The sequence below is a fragment of the Fusobacterium sp. JB019 genome (genome assembly GCA_030673965.1).
In the GTDB taxonomy this organism is placed as follows: Bacteria; Fusobacteriota; Fusobacteriia; order Fusobacteriales; family Fusobacteriaceae; genus Fusobacterium_B.
The window spans coordinates 178,523-204,898 of the sequence record JAUTCN010000005.1 but is presented as its reverse complement, the minus strand read 5'-3'; the positions used below and the strand labels follow the sequence as shown (position 1 = coordinate 204,898).

Here is a 26,376-nt window from a genome sequence, read left to right as displayed (position 1 = left end):
CAGCAAGAGTAGTACAAAAAGTTGGTCAAGAAGAGAACCCAGCAAACTTTTTATTAATGCATGCAATGGGACCAAATGTTGCAGGAGTAATAGGTTCAGCAGTTGCAGCAGGAGTATTATTAAATATATTTGGATAAAATATAATTATTTAAATTAAAGGAGATATAAATTATGATAGGTATTTGTGGAAATGAAAAAAGTTCTGATGTTTTAGTTACTGTGGATTTAGACTGTAAGGGAATTCAAGTTGAGATAGAATCTAAATTAAAAAAAATGTTTGGAAAATTAATGGATAAATCTGTAAGAGAGGTTTTAGAAGAAGAAAATATAAAGAATGCGAAGATAAAAGTTCAAGATTTTGGAGCTCTAGATTTTGTAATAAAAGCTAGAACTAGAACTGCTTTGCATAGAGCACAAGAATTAAAAGGAGATGATAAGTAATGGGTAAGATTACAAAACAACCAAAGAGATCAAGAAGAACTATGTTATTTTCTCCAGCAAACAATCCTAAAATGTTAACAATGGCTCATCTTTATGGTTCAGATTGTGTAATTTTTGATTTAGAAGATGCAATTAAATATTCAGAAAAAGATGCAGCTAGAGATTTATTCGCAGAGGCTCTAAAAACTATAGATTATGGAGAAACTGAAATATTTGCTAGGATAAACCCACTATATACAGAATTTGGAGAAAAAGATGTACGAGTTTTAGTTCCTGCAGGTCTTAGAAATATGAGACTTGCTATGACAGATACTCCAGAACAAATAAAAGAATTAGATATTTTGTTAACCGAAGTAGAAAAAGAACATGGAATAAAAGTAGGATCATGTAAAATTCAAGCTTCATTAGAAACCCCAACAGCAATAAAAAACGCTTATGAAATAGCAAAAGCTTCAGATAGAGTGGTTACAATGTCATTTGGAGCAGAAGACTTTACAAGAACATTAGGAGCAGAAAGAACTAAAGAAGGAAAAGAGATATTTGTAGCAAGAAGTATGGTAGTTATGGCAGCAGCTATGGCAGGAATAGATGCTATAGATACTGTTTGGGCACATCTTGCAGATATAGAAGGATTTAAAGAGGAAGTCAAGAGTTCTATAAATATGGGGTTTTCGGGTAAATCTTGTATACATCCATCTCAAATAAAAATAATTCATAATATTTTTACACCAACAGAAGAAGAAATAGCCAAATCTTTAGTAATTGTTAAAGCTGCGGAAGAAGCAGATATAGAAAATGGTGGCGTAATTCAAGTGAATGGGAAAATGATAGATATACCAGTTATTTCAAAAGCTCAGAAAGTTGTAAGACTTGCAAAAGCATCAGGAGTTATTAAATAAGGGAGATGAATAAAGTGGAAATTATAAAAAATAAAGTAAATAGAGAATTACCTAAATATATAGAAGGATATGGGGAAGTTAAACCTTACAAAGGACCTTTTTCAGTGCAACCTCAAGGAAAAAAATATGCTGTAAATAAAGGATTTTATAAGCCAGGAACTCAAAAATTAGTTAACAATTTAAAAGAAGCAATAGAAAACTGTAATCTTAAAGATGGAATGACAATTTCTTTTCATCATCATTTAAGAAATGGTGATTATGTTTTAAATATGGTTTTGGATGAAATAAATAAATTAGGAATAAAGAATATAAATTTAGTGGCATCATCTTTAACCAAGGCTCATGAACCAATAATAAAGCATATAAAATCAGGAGTTATCACAGGAATAAATACTTCTGGTTTAAGAGGAACAATAGCAAAAGAGATCTCAAAAAATAATATTTTAGGAAAACCTGTTATATTTAGGACTCATGGTGGAAGAGCAAGAGCAATTGAAGCTGGAGAAATTAAAATAGATATTGCTTTTGTCGCAGCTCCAACATGTGATAATTTAGGAAATATGAATGGTTATGAAGGAAAATCAGCATTTGGATCTATGGGTTATCCAATGGTAGATGTGAAATTTGCAGATAAAGTTGTAGCAATAACAGATAATTTGGTACCTTTTCCGTTAAAAAATATATCAATATCAATGACGGATATTGATTATATAGTTGAAGTTGAAGAGATTGGAAATCCAGAACAAATAGCTACAGGAGCAACTAGAATAACAAAAAATCCACAAGAATTGTTAATAGCAGAAAAAGCATCAGAAGTTTTAATAGCATCAGGAGTTATAAAAAATGGATTTTCTTTTCAGGCTGGATCGGGAGGTTCATCTCTTGCAGTATGTAGATTTTTAAAAGAGTATATGAAAAAGAATGAGATAAAAGGATCTTTTGCTTCAGGAGGAGCAACAGGATATTTAGTTGAATTTTTAGAGGAAGGCTATTTTGAAGCATTATTTGATACTCAAAGTTTTGATACATCAGTGATAGAATCTTTAGGAAAAAATTCTAATCATATAGAAATGTCAGCTTCAATGTATGCTAATCCTCATAATAAAGCTTGTATAGCTCATCAATTAGATATTATGATATTGTCAGCAACAGAGATAGATATAGACTTTAATATTAACTCATTAACAGGTTCAACAGGAATGATAATGGGTGCTCAAGGTGGTGCTCCAGATACAGCAGCAGGATCAAAATTAACAGTTGTAGTTGCTCCTTCCATGAGAAAAAGAATACCAATAGTGACAGACAAAGTAACTACAGTAGTTACTCCAGGAGAGACAGTAGATGTTTTAGTAACAGAAAGAGGAATTTGTGTAAATCCAAGAAGAAAAGATATTCAAGAAATTTTAAATAGTTCTGGAATAAAAACAAAAAAAATAAAAGAGTTGAAAGAAGAAATAGAACAATTAACAGGAAAACCTGAAAGTACACAATATTTAGATGAAATAGTTGGTATTGTAGAATATAGAGATGGAACAGTTATAGATATAATAAAACAAGTAAAGGAATAAAATGAATAAAAACCTCCATTATAAATTTTGGAGGTTTTTTTATTTTAATATTTAAGACTTAAAAGCAAATTATCTTTTATTATTTCACAAGAGTTATTAAATTTTATTAATTCTTCTTCATTTAGAGGTAGTTCAATAATATTCACAACTCCATCTTTTCCAATAATAGTCGGAACACTAGCATAAACATTTTTTTGTCCATATTCACCATTTAGTAAAGTAGAAACCATACAAACTTTTCTTTCATTGGCAAAGATAGTTTTAGCAATTTCTACACAAGAAGTGCCTATACCAAATTCAGTAGAACCTTTTCCTTTTAGAACTATCCATCCTCCAAGTTTAGCTTCGCTAGCGATTTCTTCTAAATTAAGATGTCCATAAATTTTAGGGTGTTCTTTCATTAAATCATATAAATTTTTTCCAAAAATAGAGGCACAAGACCAAGGAACCATTTGACTTTCTCCATGCTCCCCCATGACATAGGCATATATAGATTTTTGATCAATATTTAATTTTCTAGCTAGAACTTTTCTTAATCTAGCAGAATCAAGAGTAGTGCTTGTTGAAATTATTTTTTGAGAAGGATAATTTAATTTTTTCTGTAAATAATGAGTTATAACATCTGCAGGGTTTGAAATATTAATGATAATTCCATTAAATTTAGAATCGTGAATTCCTTTAATAATGGGTTTAATACATTCGATAGTATCTTTTAAGGTATCCATTCTAGTCTGATTCATATTTGGCAAAGGGCCAGCGGATATAACAATTATTTCAGCGTCATCTATATCGGAATAATTTCCTGATTTTATGTTTATATGATGAGGTAAATAAACTATAGCATCTTCAGTATCTTCAGCTTGAGCAATAGCTTTATTTTTGTTAATATCAATATAAATTAATTCTTCACATGCTCCTTGTGTTGCAAAAGAGAATCCTACATGAGAACCTACATGACCAGCTCCAATAATTACTACTTTTCTTAATTTTATATTCATAAATGCTCCTTTTATTATAAGTTTAGTTAAAATTTAGTTCTCTTATGATACCATTTTTTAATATAATTTAAAAGCTAACAATAAAAAAAATTTATTGTTCTATTGAGAGGATTTTAATTAAGAAATTTTGGAGTTTAATAGATGGTGAAAAATTCAAAATATGTTCGGTAGAATATTCATTAAGGAAATAAATACTTGATTTTTATTCCTTTAAGGAATATACTAATTACCGAAACACACATACGTTAATATAAGTTTAAGGGTTGCCTTAAACTTATGAGGAAGGTGAGATGATGAAAAAAAAATTTAAGAAGATAGGAATAATTATCTTAATGATTTTAATTTTAGGATGTGGGAAAGAAGTAAAAAGTAATGAAAATTCAAGAGAAAAAATAAGTATAGTTGTTACTACAACTATGTTAGGAGACTTAGCTAAAGAAATAGGAGGAAATAAAATTAATTTAAAAGTACTTATGAATCCAGGGGTAAGTCCACATTCTTACCAACCTAAATTAAGTGATACCAAAAATATAATGGAAGGAGATTTGTTAATTATTAATGGACTTTATTTAGAAGGTAAAATGGAACAATGTCTTAAAAATTTAGATAGGAATAAGATTCTAGTAGTTGGAGATAAAATAGATAAGAAAGATCTAATATTAATGGAAAGCGGTGAATATGATCCTCATATATTTTTAAGTATAAAGTTATGGAAAAATGCAGCTAATATTTTAGAAAAAAGATTTATTCAGATAGATAAAACAAATAAAAAATATTATGAGCAATCAAAAGATAAATATATAGAGAAGTTAAATGAGTTAGATAAATATGCTAAAGAACAATTAGATAAGGTAGAGAATTCAAAAAAAATATTAGTTACTTCTCATAGAGCTTTTAACTATTTTGCAAAAGATTATTGTTTTAAAACAAATTATGTAAAAGGAATTTCTTCTGAAAGTGAAGTAGGGGTAAGTAAAATTAATAAATTGATATTATATTTAAAAGAAAATAAAATAAGAACTATATTTTTGGAAAACTCTACTTCTCAAAACATATTAGATATAATTATTGAAGGAAGTAAAAAAAATAATTGGAATGTAGAAATAGGTGGAAAATTATATGTTGGTTCTTTAGGAGATAAAGAAAGTGGAGCAGATACATATATAAAATATTATAAAAAAAATATAGATACTATTGTTAAAGGATTAATTTAAGGAGGCTTAATGAAATCAGCTATTAGTATAAAAAATTTAACAATTTCATATGATGAAAAAAAAATATTATCCAATATTAATATAAATATTCCAAAAGGAAAATTAATAGGAATTATCGGCCCAAATGGAGGTGGAAAATCAACTTTTATAAAAGGTATACTTGATATAGTAAAAAATAGTTCAGGTGATATAAAATTTCAAGGAGAATATTATAAAGAATATTTAAAAAAGATAGCTTATATTCCTCAAAGGGATACAGTAGATTGGGATTTTCCTACTACAGTTTTAGATGTGGTAATAATGGGATCTTATGGAAGGCTAGGTTTATTTAAAAGACCTAAAAAGAAAGAAAAAGAAATGGCTATTTTAATGTTAAAAAAAGTTGGTATGGAAAAATATTTAAATAGACAGATTTCTCAATTATCAGGGGGAGAGAAACAAAGAGTTTTTATAGCGAGAGCTCTTATGCAAAAAGCTGAAATTTATTTTATGGATGAACCTTTTCAGGGGGTTGATATAAAAACAGAAAAAGCTATTATAAAAATTTTAAAGACTTTAAAAGAAAAAAACAAAACTGTTTTAGTGGTTCATCATAATTTAGAAACAGTTAAAGAATATTTTGATTATTTAGTTATGATTAATAGAAAGATAATAGCTAAAGGAGAAATAGCAGATGTTTTTAATAAAGAAAATATAAAGAAGACTTTTTATAGAGATTATTAATAGGAGAAAAAATGGGAAAATTAATTTTGAATAATTATGTATTAATTGTAATTATGATAGGAACTACTTTAATAGGAATTATTTCAGGAATTCTTGGAAGCATAATAACTTTAAGAAAAGAAGCTTTAATAGGAAACGCTTTAGCTCATGCTAGTTTTCCAGGAGTAATGCTTTCTTTTATGATTATAAAAACTAAAAATATAGAATTATTATTGATTGGAGCAGGTTTTTTTTCAATTATTTCCTTAGTAATAATAAAAATTATAAAAAAATATTCAAAAATAAAGTATGATTCAGCTTTAGCTCTAGTCTTATCTGGTTTTTTTGGTTTAGGTCAAGTTTTATTATCTATAATTCAAAATACAGGAAATTCAAATCAAGCAGGTTTGGAAAAATTTATTTTTGGAGAAGTAGCAACTATTTTGTCTTCAGATATACAAATTATTTCAATTATTTCAATTACTATTATATTAATAGTAGTTTTATTTAGAAAAGAAATTAAATTATTTATATTTGATAAAGAATTTTATAAAAGTTTAGGTTTTTCATGTGAATTTTTAGATAACTTAATAATACTTTTAACAGTAATAGTGATAATGATGGGGATTAGATTTGTAGGTGTGATATTAATGACATCAATATTAATAGCTCCAGGAATAGCTGCCAGGCAATGGAGCAATTCTTTTTATAAAAATTTAGTTTTATCTGGTTTATTTGGAGGGTTAGCAGGATTTGTTGGAACTTTTATAAGTTTTAAAAATTCAGATTTATCTATAGGACCAATAATTGTTGTTGTAGTAAGTTTGATTGCAATAATTTCTATATTTTTAAAGAAGGTGAAATAAAATGAATTTTGAAATTTTAATGATATTAATAATAACTTCTTTTTCTTGTTCTTTAATAGGTGTATTTATTTCTTTAAGAAAAATGGCGATGCTTATGGATGCGATAAGTCATACAGCTTTAATAGGAGTTGTTTTAGCTTATTTAATTATTAGAGATATAAATTCTCCTTTTCTTATTATAGGAGCTTCAGCTGTTTGTGTATTGACAGTTTATTTAATTGAAGTTTTATCTGATAAAAAGATAGAAAAAGGAGCTGCAACGGGATTAATTTTTCCTCTTCTATTTAGTTTAGGGGTACTTATAATAGATAGAAAATTAAAAAATTCTCAGATAAGTATTAATTCAGCTTTATTTGGGAAACTAGAGTTTATTATTTTTAAAAGATTAACTATAAATAATATAGATTTAGGACCTTTGGCGTTATATATAATGTTAGTTATTGCAGTTGTTATAGCAGTATTTATAATAATTTTTTATAAAGAATTAAAAGTAATTTCTTTTGATATTATTTTTGCTAAAACTTCAGGTGTTTCAGTTTTATTAGTTCATTATTTATTTATAAGTTTAATTTCATTAACTGCAGTGTCTGCATTTAACATTGTTGGGGTTATTTTAGTTATTAGTTTAATAATTGGACCAAGTATAACAAGTTTATTATTTACAAAAAATTTAAAAAAGACGATTATCTTTTCAATTTTTATAGGATTAATTAACAGTTTAGTAGGCTATGGAATAGCTTTTAAGTATGATATAATAATATCAGGCGCAGTGGCTAGTGTGAATATGATAGTGTTTTTATTAGCTTTATTGTTTATAGGGGGAATTAATGAATATAACAGAAGAAAATTATCTTAGGATAATATATGAATTATCTAATGAAAATAAAAAAGAATATGTTAAAATTAGTGATATAGCTTCTAAAATGAAATATACTGTTCAAAGTGTTTTAGAAATGGTGAAAAAATTGGCTGATAATTTTTTTGTGGAGTATGTTCCTTATAAAGGAGTAAAATTAACAGAGAATGGAAAAGAAAAATCAATAAGATTAGTTAGAGTACATCATATTTGGGAGGTCTTTTTATCTGAATATTTAAAATTAGATTGGTCACAGGTTCATATGGAGGCTGAAAAACTTCAACATGTTAGTAGTGATATAGTTACAGATAAATTATATAATTTTTTAGGGAAACCTAAATTTTGTTGCCATGGAAGTCCAATACCAAATGAAAAAGGTGAAGTAGAAAATTTTTCAAATAATTCTATTTTAAAATTAAAAGAGGGAGATAAATTTAAATTAAAAAGAGTCTTAGACAATATAAAATTGTTAAATTATTTAAAAGATAATGGAATTAAGCTATATGATAAATTTGAGATAGTTAAGGTAGATAATTTTAATGAAATAATAATACTTAAAGATAAAATAGGAAAAGAAATATACATGAATTTTTCAAATGCAAAAATGTTGTTTTATTAACAAAAAAAAGAGCTTAGTCATCTAAGCTCTTTTTTAATATTTATTTAAGTGTCATTCCATTTTTAACTTCTGAAATTTTATCAGGTGTTAAATATTTTAAAATTTCAAATCCAAGTTCTTGTGAATAACCAGAACCACTAGCAGTTAATAAATTTTTATCTAAGACGATAGGTTTATTAATTATATTACAAAATTCTCTAACAAGGTCATAGCAACCAAAGTGCAGAGTAATATTTCTGTTATCAATCATTCTTCTTCTAGCTAAAGATGAAGGAGCTCCACAAATAGCAGCAACTAGTTTATTATTATCCAAATAATATTTAGTTAATTTCATAGCATCATCTGATTTATAAAGATTTTCATATCCAGAATATCCTCCAGGTAAAAAGATTCCATCTGCATCTTTGTAATCTTTAAATAATTCGTCTGCTTTTACCATAACTCCTTGTGCTGAATTAACATCAAGAGTCTTATTGATAGATAATGTAACTACTTTTATTCCAGCTCTTCTCATAATATCAATAGGAGCCATAGCTTCTAAAATTTCAAATCCTTCAGCTAACAAAACATACACTTTTTTCATTTGAATACCTCCATTCATTTGAATATAAATATTTAATTTTGATTTTCTTGATCTATTTTCATTTGGATATAATCATCATAATCCATTAATTTATCAATGATAGTTCCGTCTGGTAAAATTTCAATAATTCTATTAGCTACAGTTTGTATAAATTCATGGTCATGAGCTGAGAAAAGTACAGTTCCGTTAAATTTAGTAAGAGCTTTATTAAGAGATGTAATAGATTCAAGATCTAAATGGTCTGTAGGATTATCAAATAATAAAGCATTAGCTCCAGACATCATCATTTTTGATAACATACATCTAACTTTTTCTCCTCCCGATAAAACAGCTGCTTTCTTTTGAGTTTCCTCTCCAGTAAATAACATTCTTCCTAAAAATCCTCTAACAAATGAATCATGTTGATCAGGAGAATAAGGTCTTAACCAATCAACTAAGTTTTCATTAGCTCCTTCAAAAAATTCAGAATTATCTTTTGGCATATAAGCTGGAGTGACAGTAACTCCCCAAGTAATAGTACCTGAATCAGGTTCAATATCTCCTGCTAAAACAGAAAGAAGAGTTGTTTTTAGAATATCATTATCACAAATAAAAATAACTTTATCTTTAGTGTTTATTGTAAATGATAAGTTTTCAAATATTTTAACCCCATTTATAGATTTAGAAATATTTTCAACTTTTAGCATATTATTTCCAGCTTCTCTGTTAGATTTAAATTCAATAAATGGATATTTTCTATTTGAAACTTGCATATCTTCAAGTTGTAGTTTTTCAAGTTGTTTTTTTCTTGAAGTTGCTTGTTTTGATTTGGCAGCATTGGCACTGAATCTAGCTATAAATTCTTGTAATTCTTGTCTTTTTTGTTCTAATTTTTTGTTTTTATTAGAAATAAGACCAAGCATTAGTTGACTTGATTCATACCAGAAATCATAGTTTCCTACGAACATTTTAATTTTACCATAATCAATATCAGCTATATGAGTACAAACTTTATTTAAAAAATGTCTGTCATGTGATACGACAATTACAGTAGTATCATTTAAATTCATAAGAAAATTTTCTAACCATGCAACAGCTTTGATATCAAGTCCATTTGTAGGCTCATCAAGTAATAGAACATCAGGATTTCCAAATAGAGCTTGAGCAAGTAATATTTTTACTTTCATTCCTTCGTCTAATTCTTTCATTAGTAAATCATGGTATTTAGCTTTGATACCAAGACCAGTAAGTAGCATGGCAGCTTCAGGTTCAGCATCCCATCCATTTAATTCTGCAAATTCTCCTTCAAGATCGGCAGCTCTCATACCGTCTTCATCTGTGAATTCTTCCTTTGCATAAATAGCATTTTTTTCTTCTATTATATTCCAAAGTTTTTTATGTCCCATAAGAACGACATCTAAAACTTTAGCTTCTTCAAAAGCGAAGTGATTTTGAGAAAGAACAGCCATTCTTTTATTTTTATCTAAAATAACGTCTCCCTCAGTTGGTGATATTTCACCAGATAATATTTTAACAAAAGTAGATTTACCAGCACCATTAGCACCAATAAGTCCGTAACAATTTCCAGGTGTAAATTTGATGTTTACATCTTCAAAAAGTTTTTTATCTGGAAATCTCATAGTAAGATTGCTTGTTGAAATCATTAATTAATATTCCTCCTAATAGTTTTATTATATTCAGGGTATTATATCACAAATTTTAGTAAATTAAAACTTTGAAAGCTAATAATAAATAATATATTAAAAAAATCTTGATGTTGTATAAATATAATGTTATTATATACCTTGTTAAAAAATAAATTAGATTTGAGATAAGGAAAAAAATGAAAAATATATTGACGCCATTAAAAATAAAAAATATAGAAGTGAAAAATAGAATTATTCTTCCCCCTTTAGTTAGATTTTCAATGATTGGAACTGATGGAAAAGTTACAGAAAAACTTTTAAATTGGTATGAGGATATTGCTAGAGATAAAGTAGGCATGATTATTGTTGAAGCTACTTGTGTGGCAGAAGATGGTAAATTAAGGGATAATCAACTTGGAATATGGAATGATAGTTTTATTGAAGGGTTGAAAAAAGTATCGGCTATTGGTAAAAAATATAAAGTTCCAATGTTAATACAAATTCACCATGCTGGCTTTAAGAAAGATTTTTCTTTAGTTCCAGAAATAATTTTAGATGAAATTTTAGAAAAATTTATAGTTGCTTTTAGAAGAGCAAAGGAAGCAGGGTTTGATGGAATAGAAATTCATGGAGCTCATACTTATTTGTTAAGTCAATTAAATTCAAGAATATATAATACAAGAATTGATAAATATGGTGGAAGTTTTGAAAAAAGAATGTATTTTAATAAGAACTTAATAGAAAGAACTAGAGAATTATTTGATGAAGATTTTATTTTAGGATATAGAATGGGAGGGAATGAACCTTCTCTTGAAGATGGCATACAAATAGCAAAATATCTTGAAAATTTAGGAATAGATTTAATTCATGTTTCTACAGGGATTCCTGAAGAAAGATTTAGGCAAAAAGCAAAGATAGATAATTTCCCAGAAGAGTTTCCATTAGATTGGGTTATTTATATGGGTGTTCAGATAAGAAAAAATATAAATATTCCTGTTATAGGGGTAAGAAATATAAAAAAAGAAGAACAAGTTAGTTATTTAATAGAAAATGATTTGCTTGATTTGGTTGCTGTTGGAAGGGCTATGATTTTTACCAAAAGATGGATGCATAAAGCAATGATTTCTTATAAAAAAAGAAATGAATTAAAATAAAAGAGGTGTAAGTATGATACCTAGAAGTATTGATATATTTTGTGAAATTATTGACAATTATGGAGATATAGGAGTTGTATATAGATTATCTAAAGAATTAAAAAGAGTTTATCCTCAAGTTAGGATAAGAATAATTTTAAACAAATTAGAGGAGTTGTTAAAAGTTAATCCAAAAACAAAAGACAAGGATTATCAAGAGGTAGGTAACCTTATATATATTAAAGAAAATTTTTTAAAAAAAAATTTAAAAAAGTATGGAGTTTCTGATATAATAATAGAGGCTTTTGGTTGTAATATCTTAAAAGATTATATAGATATAGCTAAAGAAAAGTCAAAACTTTGGATAAATCTTGAATATCTTTCAGGCGAAAAATGGATTGAAGGTTTTCATTTGCAAGAATCATTAATAGATTCTAAGAATTTAAAAAAGATTTTTTATATGCCAGGCTTTACTAATAAAAGTGGTGGAATTATATTAGATGAAACTTTTATAAAAAGAAAAGAATATGGTGAAATACATAAAGATAAAATATTAGAAAAATATTTGCCAAAAATATTTTTTGATAAAAAGCTAGTGGGGACTATTTTTTCTTATGAAAAAAATTTTAAAAATTTATTAATAGAGTTAAATAGGATGGAAAAAGATACAGTTTTATTACTTATGGGTGAAAAAACACAAAAAAGTATTCTTAAAGTTTTAGATGAAAATCTTTTAGAAAATTTTGGAAATTTTATGAAATATGGTAAAATAATTCTAAAGAATATGGAATTTTTATCTCAAGAGGAATATGAAGAGATTATTTCTGCCTCAGATTTTAATTTTACAAGAGGAGAAGATTCTATAGTTAGAGCTTTGATATTAGGGAAACCTTTTTTATGGCACATATATTTACAAGAAGATCAAGTCCACATGGATAAATTAAATGCTTTTATAGCAAGATTAGAAGAAAGTATTTTACTATCTCATGAAGAAAAAAATATTTTTGAAAAATATAAAAAACTCTTAAGAGACTATAATGATAGAAATGAGAATTCTTTAAAGTTAGGAAATGAAAACTATTCAGCTTTATTCCATAATTTTTCTACTATAGAAAAAATTTGTAAAAAGTATAGTACTTTTTTAACTAAAGAATGTAATTTAGTAGAAAAATTAAAAACATATATAAAAGGATTTTAAAGGGGGACAATTAATGAAAGTAGCACAAGAATTAAGACAAGGGTCTACAATAAGAATAGGTAAAGATCCATTCATCGTATTAAAAGCTGAGTATAATAAATCAGGAAGAAATGCAGCGGTTATGAAATTAAAAATGAAAAACTTATTAGCTGGAAATATAGTGGATACAGCTATAAAAGCTGATGAAAAAATGGATGATATAAGACTAGAAAGAGTTAATGCTGTATATTCTTATTCTGATGGAACTAACTATATTTTCTCTAATCCAGAAACTTGGGATCAAATTGAATTATCTGCAGAAGATTTAGGAGATGCAATTAATTATTTAGAAGAAGAAATGGAAGTTCAAATTCAATATTATGAAGAAACTCCAGTAAGTGTAGAGTTACCTACATTTGTTGAAAGACAAATAGAATATACTGAACCAGGATTAAGAGGAGATACTACAGGAAAAGCTCTTAAACCAGCAAAATTAGCAACAGGATTTGAAATTCAAGTACCTTTATTTGTTGAACAAGGGGAATGGATAAAAATAGACACAAGAAATCATTCTTATGTTGAAAGAATAAAAAAATAATAAAAAAAAAGTGGCTTAAGCCACTTTTTTTTTATTATTTTTTACTTGTTTATTGTTTTTTTAATCGAATTAAGGTACAATAAAACTAAGGGAAAAAGATAGTTAGGAGGAAAAAATGAAACAAAAATTTGTTTTTTTTATGACCGTATATATATTATTATTTTCTTTTATACAAGGAAAATCTGTAAAAGAAGGACAAGTTGAAATAGAGGTAGAACTAGAAATTATAAAAGATTTAAGTGTCGAAGTTACCCCTATGCACTTTGGGGATTGTATGCCTGGAGCAACTAATATAGAAGCAACAAGTAATATCGAAATTGAAGGGGAAGCAGGAAGATGGGTGTTAGTTAAATTTTTTGATAGAAATAATATTTCTAATGAAGGATATATAGAATTAATAAATCAAGCTGATAATTCTAAAAAACAAAGAGTTAATTTAAGATTGCAAAGTTCAAATGATGGATATTTATATATAAATAATGGAGAAGTAAGAGATAATATAATAGGAAGTATTGATAGAGTAGTTGATAATCCAGGATATTATGAAGGTTTTGCTGTGGTAAAAGTAAGGTATAATTAATAATTACATAAAAATGGAGGATATATGAAGAAAATAATATTAGGTTTAATGATGTGTTTATTTAGTTTTTCCTTTGGTGAGGATGCAATAAAAGTAAATATACCTTTAAAAACTACTGATATGTATCTTTATAAGAATTTAGAAATAGGTAAATACGAGGGAGTATATACTTATTTTTTAGATGGAATTTCAGATAAAGTTATTTATAAAGTAGACGATAGTTTTTATAATAATCACAGTAGAGTTAGTAAAGAAAGTTCAGTTATTGTTAGAACTTTTGAAGATAAAAATGATAATGAACATTATTATATTGAAACTCCAATTAGGTATACAGTTGCAGTTTTAACGAGAAAGGATTCCTTTGTAAAAACAATGGATGATTTAAATAATTTAAATGTTGGATATATAAAAGGGAGTCAAGGTTTAAAAGAAATTAAAACTAGATTTAAAAATATAAATTTCATAGAAAATTCAGTTAAAAATAGAGAAAAGGGATTAGAAGCTCTTGATAAAGGAGAGATAGAAGCTTTAATAATTAAAGATTGGCTTAATTATTATGATGATAATAAAATTACAAGAATTATTGATAAGATTAACTATAAAGAATGTATAGCTATTGATAAAGATAAAGAAAATGTTTATAACAAAATAAAATTAAAAATTGATAATTTAAAAAATGAAGAAATAGAAAAAATAATTAGTACTGAAAGAACAAAATATTATAAGTATATTTTAAAAGATACACCAAATTATTCAATAGTAAAAAATAAATTTAATGAAATAAAAGTAAAATTACCAGAAGATAAATATATGATACCTTTCTATTATTCTTATAAAAAGAGTTATAAAGGAATAACTATAAAAGTTATTAAAGAGATAGAAAGAGTACTTGAGATACCCCTTGTTTTTAGTGAGAATAATGGAGATATAAAGCCTATTCTTGTTAGAAATAGCAAAAATTTAAAAAGTTATATATTTACTAAACCTTATTATGAAAGTAAAATTACTATAGCCAATAGAAGTAGAGATGGTTTTATAGAAAATATAGCTGATTTAGATAACAAAAAAATAATAGTTAGAAAAGATACGAATATTAGAGAATATATAGAAAGTAGAGTTAAAAATCCTGAAATAATAGAAGTTGCTACATATCAAGAAGGATTAGAAAGACTTCTTGATAAAAAAGGAGAGTGTTTAGTAGGTTACTTTGGTTCTATAAATGGGATTATTTCTAATAATTTTATAGAAGATAAAGTTAAAATAGCTGGAATTTTAAATGACACTTTAAATGTAAGTGTAGCTATCGACAAAGATCAGCCAGAATTATCTCAATTAGTAAGAATGATTGTAGAAAGTTTTGATGTAGATAAAACTATTTATGATGATTCTTTAACAAAAAATATTTTAGTTGCTAGAAATTATAAATTAATGGCTAAAATAGGTATACCTGTATTAATATTTATAATAATCTTAATAATAGTTTTAATTATTTCAGAAAGAAATAGAAAAAGAGCCGAAGAATTAAGTTATATGCTAGTAAAGACTTTAGAGATGGCAAATAAACTAAATGATGAAGATACGGGGGAACATACTAAAAGACTAGGCCTTTATTCAGAAGTTTTAGCAAGGGATATAGGAAAATTTACAAAAGAAGAAATAGACGAGATAAGAAAATATGCAACGGTGCATGATATTGGGAAAGTTACTATTCCTGCTGATGTCTTAAAAAAACCAGGGAAATTAACATCAGAAGAATTTAATATAGTAAAAGGGCATGTTAATTCAGGTTTTGAAATAGTTAAAAATTTAAAACTAGGAAAAATAGCAGAGAATATAGTTAGATTTCATCATGAAAAATGGAATGGAAAAGGTTATCCTCTTAAATTAAAAGGAAATGATATTCCTTTAGAAGCAGCTTTGGTAGGTGTTGCTGATATGTATGATGCTTTGAGACAGGAAAAAGCATACAAGAAAAGTTTGACTCATAGTGAAGCAGTGGAAATAATAAAATCAGAATCAGGTAAAAGTTTTTCTTCTGAAATAGTGGAATGCTTTGTTAAAAACCATAAGTTATTTGAAAAAATTTATGAAGAAAATAAAGAAGCAGTTGATTTGGCTGAGGAATTTTATTCTGCTATAAAATAATAATTTATTAAAAGAAGAGGTGAAATTTTGAAGAAATATTTATTATTCATAGTATTTCTTATATCAAACATAATATCTTTAGGAGAAGACTCTAATATAGAAAGCATTTTTATGGAGGAAGTTAGAAACGAAAATGAAGTAAAGAATGAACTTAATATTATTCAAAGTATTAAGATTCAAACTTTAGATCCTATAAAAATGAGAGATCAATATTCAGAAAGAGCAGTAAAGTTAATTTATGATACGTTATTTAATATAGAAGATGGTAAAGTAGTTCCTTATTTAGTTAAAGATTATAAATGGAAGGATGAAAGGACTCTATTTATAGAATTAAAGGAGGGGGTATTATTTCACAATGGAGAGGAGCTATCTTCAACTGACGTTAAATTTACTTTTGAAAGATTTTCTGAAAAAGGAGCTTTAAAAGATACTTTTGAGGAAATAAGAAATATAAAAATCATAGACAGTAAAAAGCTAATAATGAAATTAGAAGAAGAAGACACTATGTTTTTAGAAAAGTTAACATATGTATCTGGTTCTATAGTAAAGAAAACCAAAAAAGGAATTACAGGAAGTGGGAGATTCTATCCTATTGTTTTTAATAATGGACAAGTTGTTTTAAAAAGATATTTTAAATATTTTAAAGGGAAATCTATAGTAAAAAAAATAAGATTTACTCATGAAATTAATGATAAGAAAAAAATGACTTCTTTATTTGATGAAGGAAGTGATGTAGCTTTTGATGTAAGTGAAAATGCATATAACGAGGCAAGGGAAGAAGGTATAATTCCAGATGATGTTTTAGTTAGAAAGAATAATTTGATGGAAAGTGCTGTTATTAGGTTTGGAAATAAAAATAAAGATATCTATACAAGAAAAAATAGAAAATTGATTGAAAAAATTATAAATAGAGAAGAAATTTCAAAATTAGTAACAGGGACAAAAGACAATATGGCAGAAACATATTTTCCAAAAAGTTTATTTAAAGCATCTTTATCTAAAACAGAAAATAATTTTAATAAAAAATTAATAAAATCTGAAATAAAGAAAAGTAATATAAAAAATGAAATAAACTTAATGATATTAAATAATATGTTAGATATGGCAAAAATTATAAAAGAACAATTTAAGTTATATGGAATTAAAGTAAATATATTGCCTCATAATATAGATTCTTATTCTATGAAAATTAAAAATGGAGATTATGATGTAGCCCTTTATAATATGGTTTATAAGGATGATTATATTTTATTAAATATCAGAAATATTTTGTTAAATGATATAAAAGATATAGATTTATATAATGCTATTGATCCATTTTTAAAAATTGCTATGGAAGAAAAGGATAAATCAAAAAGAGATAAGATTTTTGATAAAATAGTTCAACTTATATATAAGGAATTATCATATATTCCAATAATTCATGAAAAATTATTAGTGGTAGGTTATAATAGACTGGATAAAATATACGATATTGATAAAAAGGTGGATAGATAATTATGAAAAAAACTGTAGTTTTAATATTCTCTTTATTAATATATACATTAACTTATTCTCAGAAATTTTGGGGGAATGATTACGATAGGATACTTTCAGCAACTACAGAAATTGGCGTAATGGAAGATGTCATAACAGGAGCTTCAAGAAGAAAATTAAAGGAAAATGAAGCAATAGAAATAGAACTAAAGCAAAAATGGAAAAATAAAATAAAAAATATAAGAATAGAATCATTACCTGATAGAGATCATGTAGATTTTTTAAATATACCAGTTGGTAAAATTTATGATTTTAGGTATTATGTTAATGGAAGAGAAGTAAATGTAGGTGATGTTATAGAATTTCCAGATAATTCAAATAAACTAAAAATTAAAATTTTAGGAACTTATTCAGGTTATGAGTGGGCATATCCTCCAGGAAATGGAGGTAATAGAACTTATACAGATTGGATAGGAAGAATGAGATTAAAATATGATGTCCCTTTTTATAATCAAAAAAATAAAACAATTGATATTGCATATTTATATTACCAAACTAATGTTATTCCAAAAGTGAATGTTAATGTTAGTGGCAAAATGGATTTTGGCCAAGTTATAGCAGGGCAGTCTTCTAGAGCAGATGTAGATGTAGATGTTTATTTTTATAATGATAGAAGCACTTACGAAATGCCAGAATTTACATATATTGAAAATTCAAATGGAAATAGATTACAGGTAAATTTAACAGATGAATTATATAATTATAGTACGTGGGATTCTCATAGTAAAATTAGAGTAATAGGGGAAGTCCAAACTCATAAAAATACTCCTGTAGGTAAATACAAGGGAAGTTTTTATGTTAAGTTTAGATTTAAATAAAATAGTCTTATTTTAAATGGGAGAGAATATGGGAAGATTGAATAAAAATTTAAATAGAATAAAAATGATAGTTATTTTTACTATAATTTTTAATGTTTCCTATTCTTTTACAGGAGACTATAAAAATTATGAAGAAGCTTATGTGGAAATTAGAGCAAGAAGAAAAATGGATGATTTTTTTATGGTGAAGTATGATTACGAAAATGATAGAGTTTACGTAGGAATAAAATCTTTGTTTTATTTTTTAGAGCTTTATAATGTGGAAGTGAATACTAAAACAGGTTTAGTTTCAGGTGAAATAGCAGGTAAAAATTTTAAAACAACTTTTTCTAAAAAAGAGTATTTTGTAGATAATGAAGATATATTTGTAGGTATAGAAAAACTAAAAAAACTAAATATAAAAGATCCAACATATAATTCTTCAGAACTTAGTATAACATTAAATCCTTTGTTTGAATTACCAATAGAAGAAAGAGAAAAAAGCAAAATAAATAGAATGAGATTTGATCAATCACAAGAAGAGACAGAAGTAAATATCGATTATTTATCTAAGGGAAAACTTTTTACACCAGGTCTTTTAAAATTAAATTATTATAAAAATGATATTGAAAAAAATGAAGACAATTTTGATTTTGAATATGCTAATCAATTGTTGTATGGAGATTTTTATGTAAAGCAAGATATAACACCAAAAAAAGAATTAGATATATATAGATTGACTTATCATAATGTTTTTAAAAAGAAAAGTTTAATATTAGGAAATTTTAATATGGAACTTCCAGGGTTTGTAGATGTAAGCGGTGATTTAAGAGGTGTATATTTTGGTGATGATAATACTTATATGACTAAATCAGATGAAGATGGTTATATAAAGATTAAAGGTAAGGCTAAAAATGCTGATATTATAGAGCTTTATCAAGGACAGGCTTTAGTTGATTATCTAAGACCTAATAAAGAAGAATTTGAATTTAAGATAAAAGATAGGGCATCTAGAGGGGAATATAATTTAAAGATATACTATAGAGATGGTAAAATAGAAAATAGAAAAGTTTATATAGCAGGAGATAGAAGGCTATTAAATGAGGGGAAAATTGATTACACAGTTCAAATAGGAAGAACAGAAAAACAAAAAGATGATCAAAAGTATGCAGAAGTTAGATATGGTTTAAATGATTCACTTACTGCTGGAATAGGGGCGTATGATTTAAAATCTTCAGGCAGTAAAAAATATAGGATATTAAAGAATAATTTAATATTTAAAACAGGTCAAGGAAGAGATAAAACAATAACCAATTTTACAAATTATTATGAAAATAAAACTAAAAGTGATAGTTATGAATTGACTATTAATCATAATATTGATGACGTTAATTTAAGATTTGAAAACGAGAAATATGGAAAATCAATAAAAGATCAAGAAAATATATCGGATTATTACCGTATATCAGCAAATAAAGATTTTAATAATAATTCTGTAGAAATTGGTTACACATTAAAAAATAATGAAGAATCTAGAAAAGAACATGAATATTTTTTAGATGTTGAGAATAGAAGATTTTATCAAACGACATTTGGAATAAGATTAAAAAAAGTAGAAAATGATGAAGGTTCCTTTATGGTTTATAGTCCAGAAGTTAGTTATCACGGAGTAAAAAATGTAAGTTTTATATTGAAAGCAGAATTTAAGGCTAAAGATTTTACAAAAGATTTAGAGTCAGATTATAGTTTTAGAGCTTATACAAGAAAATTACAGATACCTAAAACTGAATTATTTTATGATGTTAGTTTATCAGCAAATTATTCTGATGAAGAAAAATTTTATAGTTCTCTTGATTTCACATTGTATTTTGATGATCATGTTAGTGTGGAAACACCTATTTATATAGATGATAAAGGAAGTAGAAAAGTAGGATTGAAGCTTGATAAAATTATAGATTTGTCAGATATAAGAAGAGACGTTAAAAATGTAGATATTGATAAATCTTGGGTATTTGGAAAAGTTTATTTAGATTCAAATAGTAATGAAAAATATGATGAAGGAGAACGTTTGTTAGAGAAAGTTGGTGTATCTTTAGATGGGGATACAATTTTTACAAATGAAAAAGGAAAATATTTTATAGATGGAGTATTACCTAATAAAATTCATGAACTTTCTTTAAATAGAAGAACAATTGATCCAATGTTAAAAAGTGTAAGAGATAAAGTAACAATTGTAACAAAAGCTTCTGAAGGTGTTAAGATAGATATTCCAATAGCTCCGGTTTCTATGGTCAGTGGAAATCTTTGGATGGGAGAAAAAATAAATGATAGAAAATTTATGCGTATTATAAGTATGACCAATATTTCTTTATTAAAAGATGGGAAAACATATAAAGAAATAGATCCAGAATATGATGGCTTATTTTTCTTTGAAGATGTAGTTCCAGGAGAATATATAATTAAATTTAATTATTTAGGTGATGAAAGAATTAAATTTACTCAAGAAGAAATACCAGTGATAGTTAAATTAGAAAGTGATGAGGAGGGAGGATATTTTGAAGGCTTAGATACAATAATAGAAGTAGATGATAGTGACGAAGAAAATCAATCAGAAGTAACAGAAGATAAAGAAGAAACAGAAGATATAACAAATATATTAAATAACTTTTAAAGGAGAGAATTAAATTGAAAAAATTATTTATTTTATTTAGTCTAATGTTAGTTTTTTCTTTTGAAATTTTCTCAAGAGAAAGAATAGAAAACATAGATAAAAAATTATTGAAAAGCGGGATAGTTTATATAAAAAATGAAAAATCTCCTTATACAGGAACATTAAAGGGGAAAAATATAGTAGAAATATATAAAAGTGGAATAAAAGATGGCTATTTTAAAGGTATAGTTAAAATAGATAAAGAAGCTTTTTTATATGAAGGAAGATATGTTCAGGGAATAAAACATGGAGTTTGGTATTTGAAATATAAAACAGGGATAACTAAAGCTATTATGAAATATAATTATGATAGACCTCATGGACATTGGTCATATTTTTATCCGAATAAAGCAATAGCAGGATATGAAAATTTAAAAGATGGGTTGCTTGCAGGAAAAGTAGTTCAATATAATAAAGATGGAAGTTTGAAGGCTACAGTGAATTATAAAAATGGACTTCTAGAAAAGGAAGGAACTTTTTTCTATAATAGTGGAAATTTAAAAGCTGAAACTAATTTTAGATTAGGAAAGGTAAATGGACCTATTAGGATATATTCAGATGGTGGAACATTATTATTAGATGGAAATTATATAAATAACAGGAGAGAAGGTAAATGGATGATGTTTTATAGAAATGGAGATTTAAAAACAACTATAGAATATAAAAAAGGTTTGAAAGATGGAGAATTAGTTATTTATGATAAATCTGGAATGATATTGGATGTAGCTAAATTTGAAAATGGATTAGAGTTAGGAACAGGTGAAACTAAAGTTCCAAGGCTTAGAGATAATATAGTAGGAATGTTTAAGAAATTTAATAGGGATTTAAAGTATGAACAATATAATAAAATATTAACAGAAATGGAGTGATGTGTATGAAAAAAATGATAATGTTATTTGCAGGAATGTTGATGTCTATTCAACTTTTAGCGTTTAACTTTAGTGTAGCCCCAACAAGATTTGAGGTTAGTCTAGACAAAATAGCAACTAATGAAGTAATACTTATGAATAATACTGCAGAACCTATGAGAGTTTCAACTTTTTTAGAGGCTCCAGAGGGATATGGAAAATATAATTTAAATAAGAATATTAAACTATATCCTAAAATGGTTTCAATCAAACCAGGTGGAAGACAAATTGTTAGATTTAGAGTTAAGCCTAGTCCTAATATGGAACCAGGTGAATATAAGAGTTATATTGTTTTTAAAGAGAAAGAAGGAGAAATTAAGAAGGTTGAAACTAATATAGAAGAAAGTACAGGCATCGGTGTTCAGCTTAAAATGTTAGCTGAAATTGGTATTAGTATTTATGGTACTTATGGCGAACAAATAGTAAAAGGGAGTTTAAGTAATTTTACTGTAAAATTAGCTGATGAAGATAATGTCATTATGGGATGTGATTTAGTTTCAAAAGGAAATGCTAGTTTAAAATTATCTAGGAAATTAGAAATATTAAATAATGCAGGTAAAGTTGAAAAAGTTTATGATACTGAGTTTGGAAGAAGTGCAAGAAATGGAAAAAACAGAATAGATAATTCAATGACTGTAGATAATATTAAGGGAAAAACTATAAGAGTAACAATAACTGATCAACTAAATAGAATTTTATATCAAGGAAAACATACTTTATAAAAAAAGAAGAGACTAGTCTCTTCTTTTTTTATAACCATGTAATATTAGATTTTTTCCTAGGTACAGTTCTTAAATATTTTACATCTGGATATCCAATAACCATACAATTTATTATTTTTTCATTTTTATTTAAATTTAGAAATTTTCTGATTTGATCATTATTTTTACAAGCTAATATAAAAAATCCACTATATAGAGATCCTAAACCTAAAGAATTACACATAAGTTCCATATTGGTTGATGCGAGACCAGCATTTAATTCGTTAGGAGAGGTTATGATTATAATATTTTTAGAGAAAAAGAAAAGATTATCTTGCTTATTGGGATTTCTCTGGAATATTCTATACATAAGTTTCCAAGTTTTAGCATACTTTATATCTAATTCATTTTTTGGATTTTTTAAAATTTCTTTAGCTAAATCATTTAATGATTCTAATACTAATTTTTTTAGTTCATTTATTTTTTCTTGAATAATAATATAAGAAACATCTTGAGAATTACTTGCTGTGGGAGTATATCTTCCTGCTTCAATTATTTTTATTAATTTTTCATTTTCTACTTTTTTATCTTTAAATTTTCTAATTGTTCTTCTAAATTTTATAAAATTTAATAAATTTTCAGGTTTAATATTAAAAGAAACTTTATCATAATCAATAACTTCATTCATATCATATTCATCTGTGTAAATAGCATTAGTTGGACAAATAGCTATACAATGTCCACACTTTATACAATCATTATTTTTAATAAAAGCTTTCTCTTCAACAAAAATGATATCTTTTACAAAGCAGTCATCTATACAAAGGGCACATCCAATACATTTTTTATTATCTATTTTAAACATTTAATCCTCCTAAACTAATCAAAAAATATAATTACTACATTATATAATTATATAGTATTTAAAAAGAAAAGTCCAAATGAAAAATAAATAGAATAAAAACTTTTATTGAAATAAATTTAGTTTATGATAAACTATTACTAATGTGATTTAGTAAGGAGAGGATATATGATATTAATAATAGATAATTATGATTCATTTACATATAATTTAGTTCAGTATTTGGAGATATTAAATAAACAGATAATGGTAAAAAGAAATGATGAAATAAGTTTAGAAGAAATACAAAATCTAAATCCTGAAGGGATACTGTTATCTCCAGGTCCAGGGAATCCCAAATCAGCAGGAATAACTTTAAAAGTAATTAATAAATTTAAAGGAAAAATTCCGATTATAGGTATTTGTTTAGGGCATCAGTCAATAGCAGAAGCATTTGGAGGAAAAATAGTAAAAGGAAAAGAGCCAGTTCATGGAAAAATTTCTAAAGTTAATCATGATGGATTGGGAGTTTTTAAACATTTAAAATCTCCTCTAAATGTAACTAGATACCATTCTTTAGTAGTTGAAGAATCTTCCTTACCAAAGGATTTTATAATAACAGCGAAAACAGAAGATAATGTCATTATGGGAATAAAGCATAAAAAATATTTAATAGAAGGAATTCAATTTCATCCAGAAGCTTTGCTAACAGAATATGGATTAGAAATGTTAAATAATTTTTTTGAGGGGGAATAATATTTTGAATATAAGAGAATATAAATTAAAAAGTGATGTCAAAGAAATTTTTAATAATTTTTTACAAGATGAGCTTCCGGTTCTTTTAGAGAGTCAAAAATTAGATAAAAATTTAGGAAGATATTCAATAATAGCAAGTAATCCATTTTTTAGAATTAGAAGTAAAGGGACTAAAGTTGAAATATATAAAGATAAAAAATGGCAAATTGAAAAGAAAGGCCCATTAGATACTTTGGTAGAATATATGGAAAAATATAAGATAGAAGAGGGGAAAAAAATGCCATTTATCGGTGGAGCAATTGGATATTTTGCATATGATTTTTATGGTGAAGTTGAAAAATTAGATATTAATCAAGAGGATGATTTAAATATTTATGATATGTATTTTAGTTATTATAATGAAGTTATTTTAATAGATAATAAAGAAGAAAAAATCTATTTAATTTCTCATGAATTTTTAGAAAATGTTGAGGAAAGAATTAAAAAGATAGAAGATAAAATATTAAATCCTTCTGAAATAAAGGATAGTTTTTATAATACAGATGTAAAAATACAAAATGAAATATCAAAAGATAAGTATCTAGATGCTATTTCATGTGTGAAAAACAATATAGAAAATGGAAATGTTTATCAAATAAACTTTACTCAAAGATTTAACTGTAATTTAAATAAGTCTCCATTTACTTTGTATAATAGGCTTTCTAAAACAAATAAATCTCCATTTGCTGCTTATTTAGATTATAAAGATTATCAGATAGTATCATCTTCTCCAGAAAGATTTGTCAGAGTTAGGGGAGATAATATAGATACAAGGCCTATAAAAGGAACTATTGCTAGAGGACAAAATAAAACAGAAGATATAAAAAATAGAAAAATTCTTGAAAATAGTGAAAAAGATCAAGCTGAATTATTAATGATTATAGATTTAGAAAGAAATGATATAGGAAAAATTTGTGAAAGTGGAAGTGTAAAAGTTGAAGAACTTTTTCATATAGAAGAATATGCTACAGTTTTTCAGCAAGTTGCGAATGTTTCAGGAAAATTAAGGTCAGGTTTTTCTATTAAAGAAATTATCAAGGGAACTTTTCCAGGAGGATCTATTACAGGAGCTCCCAAGATAAGTGCTATGAAACTTATAGGTGAACTAGAAGAAAAAACAAGAAATATATATACTGGGAATATAGGTTATATAAGTTTTAATAAAAATATGGATTTTAATATAGCCATAAGAAGTATATTATGTAAGAAATCTAAAGCTTATTATCAAGTAGGGGGAGGAATAATTTGGGATTCTGATAGTGAATTAGAATATGAAGAAAGTCTTTTAAAAGGAAAAGCACTTAAAGAAGCATTAATTTGGAGGGGAAATAATGAAAATTAATGAAGGTTTATTATATGGATATGGACTATTTGAAACTATAAAAGTTATAAATAATGAACCTATTTATTTGTTGGAACATTTTGATAGGATGAAGAATTCCAGTAAGGAATTAGATATAAATCTGTATATAGATTTTGAAGAATTTCAGGAAAAAATAAGAAAAGAAATAAATAAATTTCCTAATGAAAATTTTGCTTTAAGAGTAAGTGTTTTAAAAGATAATAATATGAGCAGTATGATTTTTTCTATACGAGAAATAAACTATACCCAAAAGATGTATAAGGATGGATTTAAATTAACTTTTTCTGATATATTGAAAAATGAAACTTCTAAAATAGTATATCATAAAACCTTGAATTATTTAGAAAATCTTAGAGAGTTAAAGAGAGTTAAAGAAAATGGATATAATGAAGTTATATTTTTAAATACAAAAGGTCAAATAGGAGAATGCTCTACAAGCAATATATTTGTAGTGAAAAATAAAAAAATATATACTCCAAAATTAGAAAGTGGGATTTTAAACGGAATTATTAGACAAAAAATAATTGATTCTCTCAAAAAATTAGGGATAGAAGTTTACGAAGAAAATATGGATAAAGAATTTTTATTAACTGGAGATGAAATATTTATAACTAATTCTCTTATGGGGATAATGCCTATTAGTAAAATAAACAACTTAAATTATAAGATGCAATTTACAAATGAATTAAAAAAGACCTTAACTTTTTAAAGTTAAGGTCTT

Annotated in this window: 26 protein-coding genes; 22 read left to right on the top strand and 4 right to left on the bottom strand. The window is 25.9% G+C overall.

Annotation, left to right across the window (positions count from 1 at the left end; all coding sequences use genetic code 11):
- The 4 genes from Q7K47_05215 to citF form a co-directional block, all read left to right on the top strand.
- Positions 1–137, top strand: a 137-nt coding sequence (locus Q7K47_05215) for a sodium ion-translocating decarboxylase subunit beta (GenBank protein MDP0506617.1), incomplete at its 5' end; no start/stop codon positions are given.
- 34 nt (positions 138–171) lie between these two features.
- The gene (gene citD, locus Q7K47_05210; protein ID MDP0506616.1) at positions 172–441 is read left to right on the top strand and encodes a citrate lyase acyl carrier protein; all 270 of its coding nucleotides are present in this window, start codon (positions 172–174) and stop codon (positions 439–441) included.
- Complete coding sequence (locus tag Q7K47_05205; GenBank protein MDP0506615.1) at positions 441–1,340, top strand: CoA ester lyase; 900 nt, start codon at positions 441–443, stop codon at positions 1,338–1,340. Before citD ends, Q7K47_05205 begins: the two co-directional genes overlap by 1 nt.
- A 14-nt stretch (positions 1,341–1,354) precedes the next feature.
- The gene (citF, locus tag Q7K47_05200; protein ID MDP0506614.1) at positions 1,355–2,908 is read left to right on the top strand and encodes a citrate lyase subunit alpha; all 1,554 of its coding nucleotides are present in this window, start codon (positions 1,355–1,357) and stop codon (positions 2,906–2,908) included.
- A 44-nt stretch (positions 2,909–2,952) separates the two neighbouring features.
- Here the strand turns inward: citF and Q7K47_05195 are convergent, their stop codons facing one another.
- Positions 2,953–3,906 (bottom strand): L-lactate dehydrogenase, encoded by a 954-nt coding sequence (locus Q7K47_05195; protein MDP0506613.1) that lies wholly within the window; start codon positions 3,904–3,906, stop codon positions 2,953–2,955.
- A 290-nt stretch (positions 3,907–4,196) separates the two neighbouring features.
- On the opposite strand from Q7K47_05195, the gene Q7K47_05190 reads away from it, so the two are divergent.
- Genes Q7K47_05190 through Q7K47_05170 form a run of 5 tightly spaced genes read left to right on the top strand, consistent with a single transcriptional unit; the run spans position 4,197 to position 8,163 of the window.
- Positions 4,197–5,120 (top strand): zinc ABC transporter substrate-binding protein, encoded by a 924-nt coding sequence (locus Q7K47_05190; GenBank protein MDP0506612.1) that lies wholly within the window; start codon positions 4,197–4,199, stop codon positions 5,118–5,120.
- A gap of 9 nt (positions 5,121–5,129) precedes the next feature.
- Complete coding sequence (locus Q7K47_05185) at positions 5,130–5,843, top strand: metal ABC transporter ATP-binding protein (GenBank protein ID MDP0506611.1); 714 nt, start codon at positions 5,130–5,132, stop codon at positions 5,841–5,843.
- Between the two features lie 11 nt (positions 5,844–5,854).
- The gene (locus Q7K47_05180; protein ID MDP0506610.1) at positions 5,855–6,688 is read left to right on the top strand and encodes a metal ABC transporter permease; all 834 of its coding nucleotides are present in this window, start codon (positions 5,855–5,857) and stop codon (positions 6,686–6,688) included.
- Between the two features lies 1 nt (position 6,689).
- Positions 6,690–7,544: a metal ABC transporter permease gene (locus tag Q7K47_05175; GenBank protein ID MDP0506609.1), complete on the top strand. Its 855-nt coding sequence runs from the start codon at positions 6,690–6,692 to the stop codon at positions 7,542–7,544.
- Positions 7,516–8,163 (top strand): metal-dependent transcriptional regulator, encoded by a 648-nt coding sequence (locus Q7K47_05170; GenBank protein MDP0506608.1) that lies wholly within the window; start codon positions 7,516–7,518, stop codon positions 8,161–8,163. The genes Q7K47_05175 and Q7K47_05170 overlap by 29 nt, the downstream gene beginning before the upstream one ends.
- A 40-nt stretch (positions 8,164–8,203) precedes the next feature.
- Here the strand turns inward: Q7K47_05170 and Q7K47_05165 are convergent, their stop codons facing one another.
- Positions 8,204–8,746 carry a DJ-1/PfpI family protein gene (locus Q7K47_05165; GenBank protein MDP0506607.1) on the bottom strand — a complete coding sequence of 181 codons (543 nt, stop codon included), beginning with the start codon at positions 8,744–8,746 and terminating at the stop codon, positions 8,204–8,206.
- A 32-nt stretch (positions 8,747–8,778) separates the two neighbouring features.
- Entirely contained in the window at positions 8,779–10,389 is a 1,611-nt protein-coding gene (locus tag Q7K47_05160; GenBank protein ID MDP0506606.1) for an ATP-binding cassette domain-containing protein, read from the bottom strand.
- 179 nt (positions 10,390–10,568) lie between these two features.
- Here Q7K47_05160 and Q7K47_05155 point away from each other — a divergent pair, with 179 nt between their 5' ends.
- From Q7K47_05155 to Q7K47_05110, 10 genes are all read left to right on the top strand, one after another.
- Complete coding sequence (locus Q7K47_05155; protein MDP0506605.1) at positions 10,569–11,525, top strand: NADH:flavin oxidoreductase; 957 nt, start codon at positions 10,569–10,571, stop codon at positions 11,523–11,525.
- Between the two features lie 13 nt (positions 11,526–11,538).
- Positions 11,539–12,702, top strand: coding sequence for an elongation factor P maturation arginine rhamnosyltransferase EarP (gene earP, locus Q7K47_05150; GenBank protein ID MDP0506604.1), 1,164 nt, complete (start codon positions 11,539–11,541; stop codon positions 12,700–12,702).
- Positions 12,703–12,715: 13 nt separating this feature from the next.
- Positions 12,716–13,279, top strand: coding sequence for an elongation factor P (gene efp / locus Q7K47_05145; protein ID MDP0506603.1), 564 nt, complete (start codon positions 12,716–12,718; stop codon positions 13,277–13,279).
- Positions 13,280–13,394: 115 nt separating this feature from the next.
- Complete coding sequence (locus tag Q7K47_05140) at positions 13,395–13,859, top strand: hypothetical protein (GenBank protein MDP0506602.1); 465 nt, start codon at positions 13,395–13,397, stop codon at positions 13,857–13,859.
- Between the two features lie 24 nt (positions 13,860–13,883).
- Entirely contained in the window at positions 13,884–16,004 is a 2,121-nt protein-coding gene (locus Q7K47_05135; GenBank protein ID MDP0506601.1) for a transporter substrate-binding domain-containing protein, read from the top strand.
- Between the two features lie 27 nt (positions 16,005–16,031).
- A complete protein-coding gene (locus Q7K47_05130) occupies positions 16,032–17,501 on the top strand; it encodes an ABC transporter substrate-binding protein (GenBank protein MDP0506600.1) in 1,470 nt (489 codons plus the stop codon).
- Positions 17,502–17,503: 2 nt separating this feature from the next.
- Complete coding sequence (locus tag Q7K47_05125) at positions 17,504–18,358, top strand: hypothetical protein (GenBank protein ID MDP0506599.1); 855 nt, start codon at positions 17,504–17,506, stop codon at positions 18,356–18,358.
- Between the two features lie 28 nt (positions 18,359–18,386).
- Positions 18,387–21,008: a hypothetical protein gene (locus Q7K47_05120; GenBank protein ID MDP0506598.1), complete on the top strand. Its 2,622-nt coding sequence runs from the start codon at positions 18,387–18,389 to the stop codon at positions 21,006–21,008.
- A 14-nt stretch (positions 21,009–21,022) separates the two neighbouring features.
- Positions 21,023–21,916: a toxin-antitoxin system YwqK family antitoxin gene (locus Q7K47_05115; GenBank protein ID MDP0506597.1), complete on the top strand. Its 894-nt coding sequence runs from the start codon at positions 21,023–21,025 to the stop codon at positions 21,914–21,916.
- 5 nt (positions 21,917–21,921) lie between these two features.
- The gene (locus Q7K47_05110) at positions 21,922–22,677 is read left to right on the top strand and encodes a molecular chaperone (GenBank protein ID MDP0506596.1); all 756 of its coding nucleotides are present in this window, start codon (positions 21,922–21,924) and stop codon (positions 22,675–22,677) included.
- A gap of 28 nt (positions 22,678–22,705) precedes the next feature.
- Here the strand turns inward: Q7K47_05110 and Q7K47_05105 are convergent, their stop codons facing one another.
- Complete coding sequence (locus tag Q7K47_05105) at positions 22,706–23,521, bottom strand: nitroreductase family protein (protein MDP0506595.1); 816 nt, start codon at positions 23,519–23,521, stop codon at positions 22,706–22,708.
- Between the two features lie 165 nt (positions 23,522–23,686).
- Here Q7K47_05105 and Q7K47_05100 point away from each other — a divergent pair, with 165 nt between their 5' ends.
- The 3 genes from Q7K47_05100 to Q7K47_05090 are packed head-to-tail and all read left to right on the top strand — an operon-like array spanning position 23,687 to position 26,364.
- The gene (locus tag Q7K47_05100) at positions 23,687–24,253 is read left to right on the top strand and encodes an aminodeoxychorismate/anthranilate synthase component II (GenBank protein MDP0506594.1); all 567 of its coding nucleotides are present in this window, start codon (positions 23,687–23,689) and stop codon (positions 24,251–24,253) included.
- A 4-nt stretch (positions 24,254–24,257) separates the two neighbouring features.
- Entirely contained in the window at positions 24,258–25,634 is a 1,377-nt protein-coding gene (gene pabB / locus Q7K47_05095) for an aminodeoxychorismate synthase component I (GenBank protein MDP0506593.1), read from the top strand.
- A complete protein-coding gene (locus Q7K47_05090) occupies positions 25,624–26,364 on the top strand; it encodes an aminotransferase class IV (GenBank protein ID MDP0506592.1) in 741 nt (246 codons plus the stop codon). Before pabB ends, Q7K47_05090 begins: the two co-directional genes overlap by 11 nt.
- Positions 26,365–26,376 lie beyond the last annotated feature (12 nt).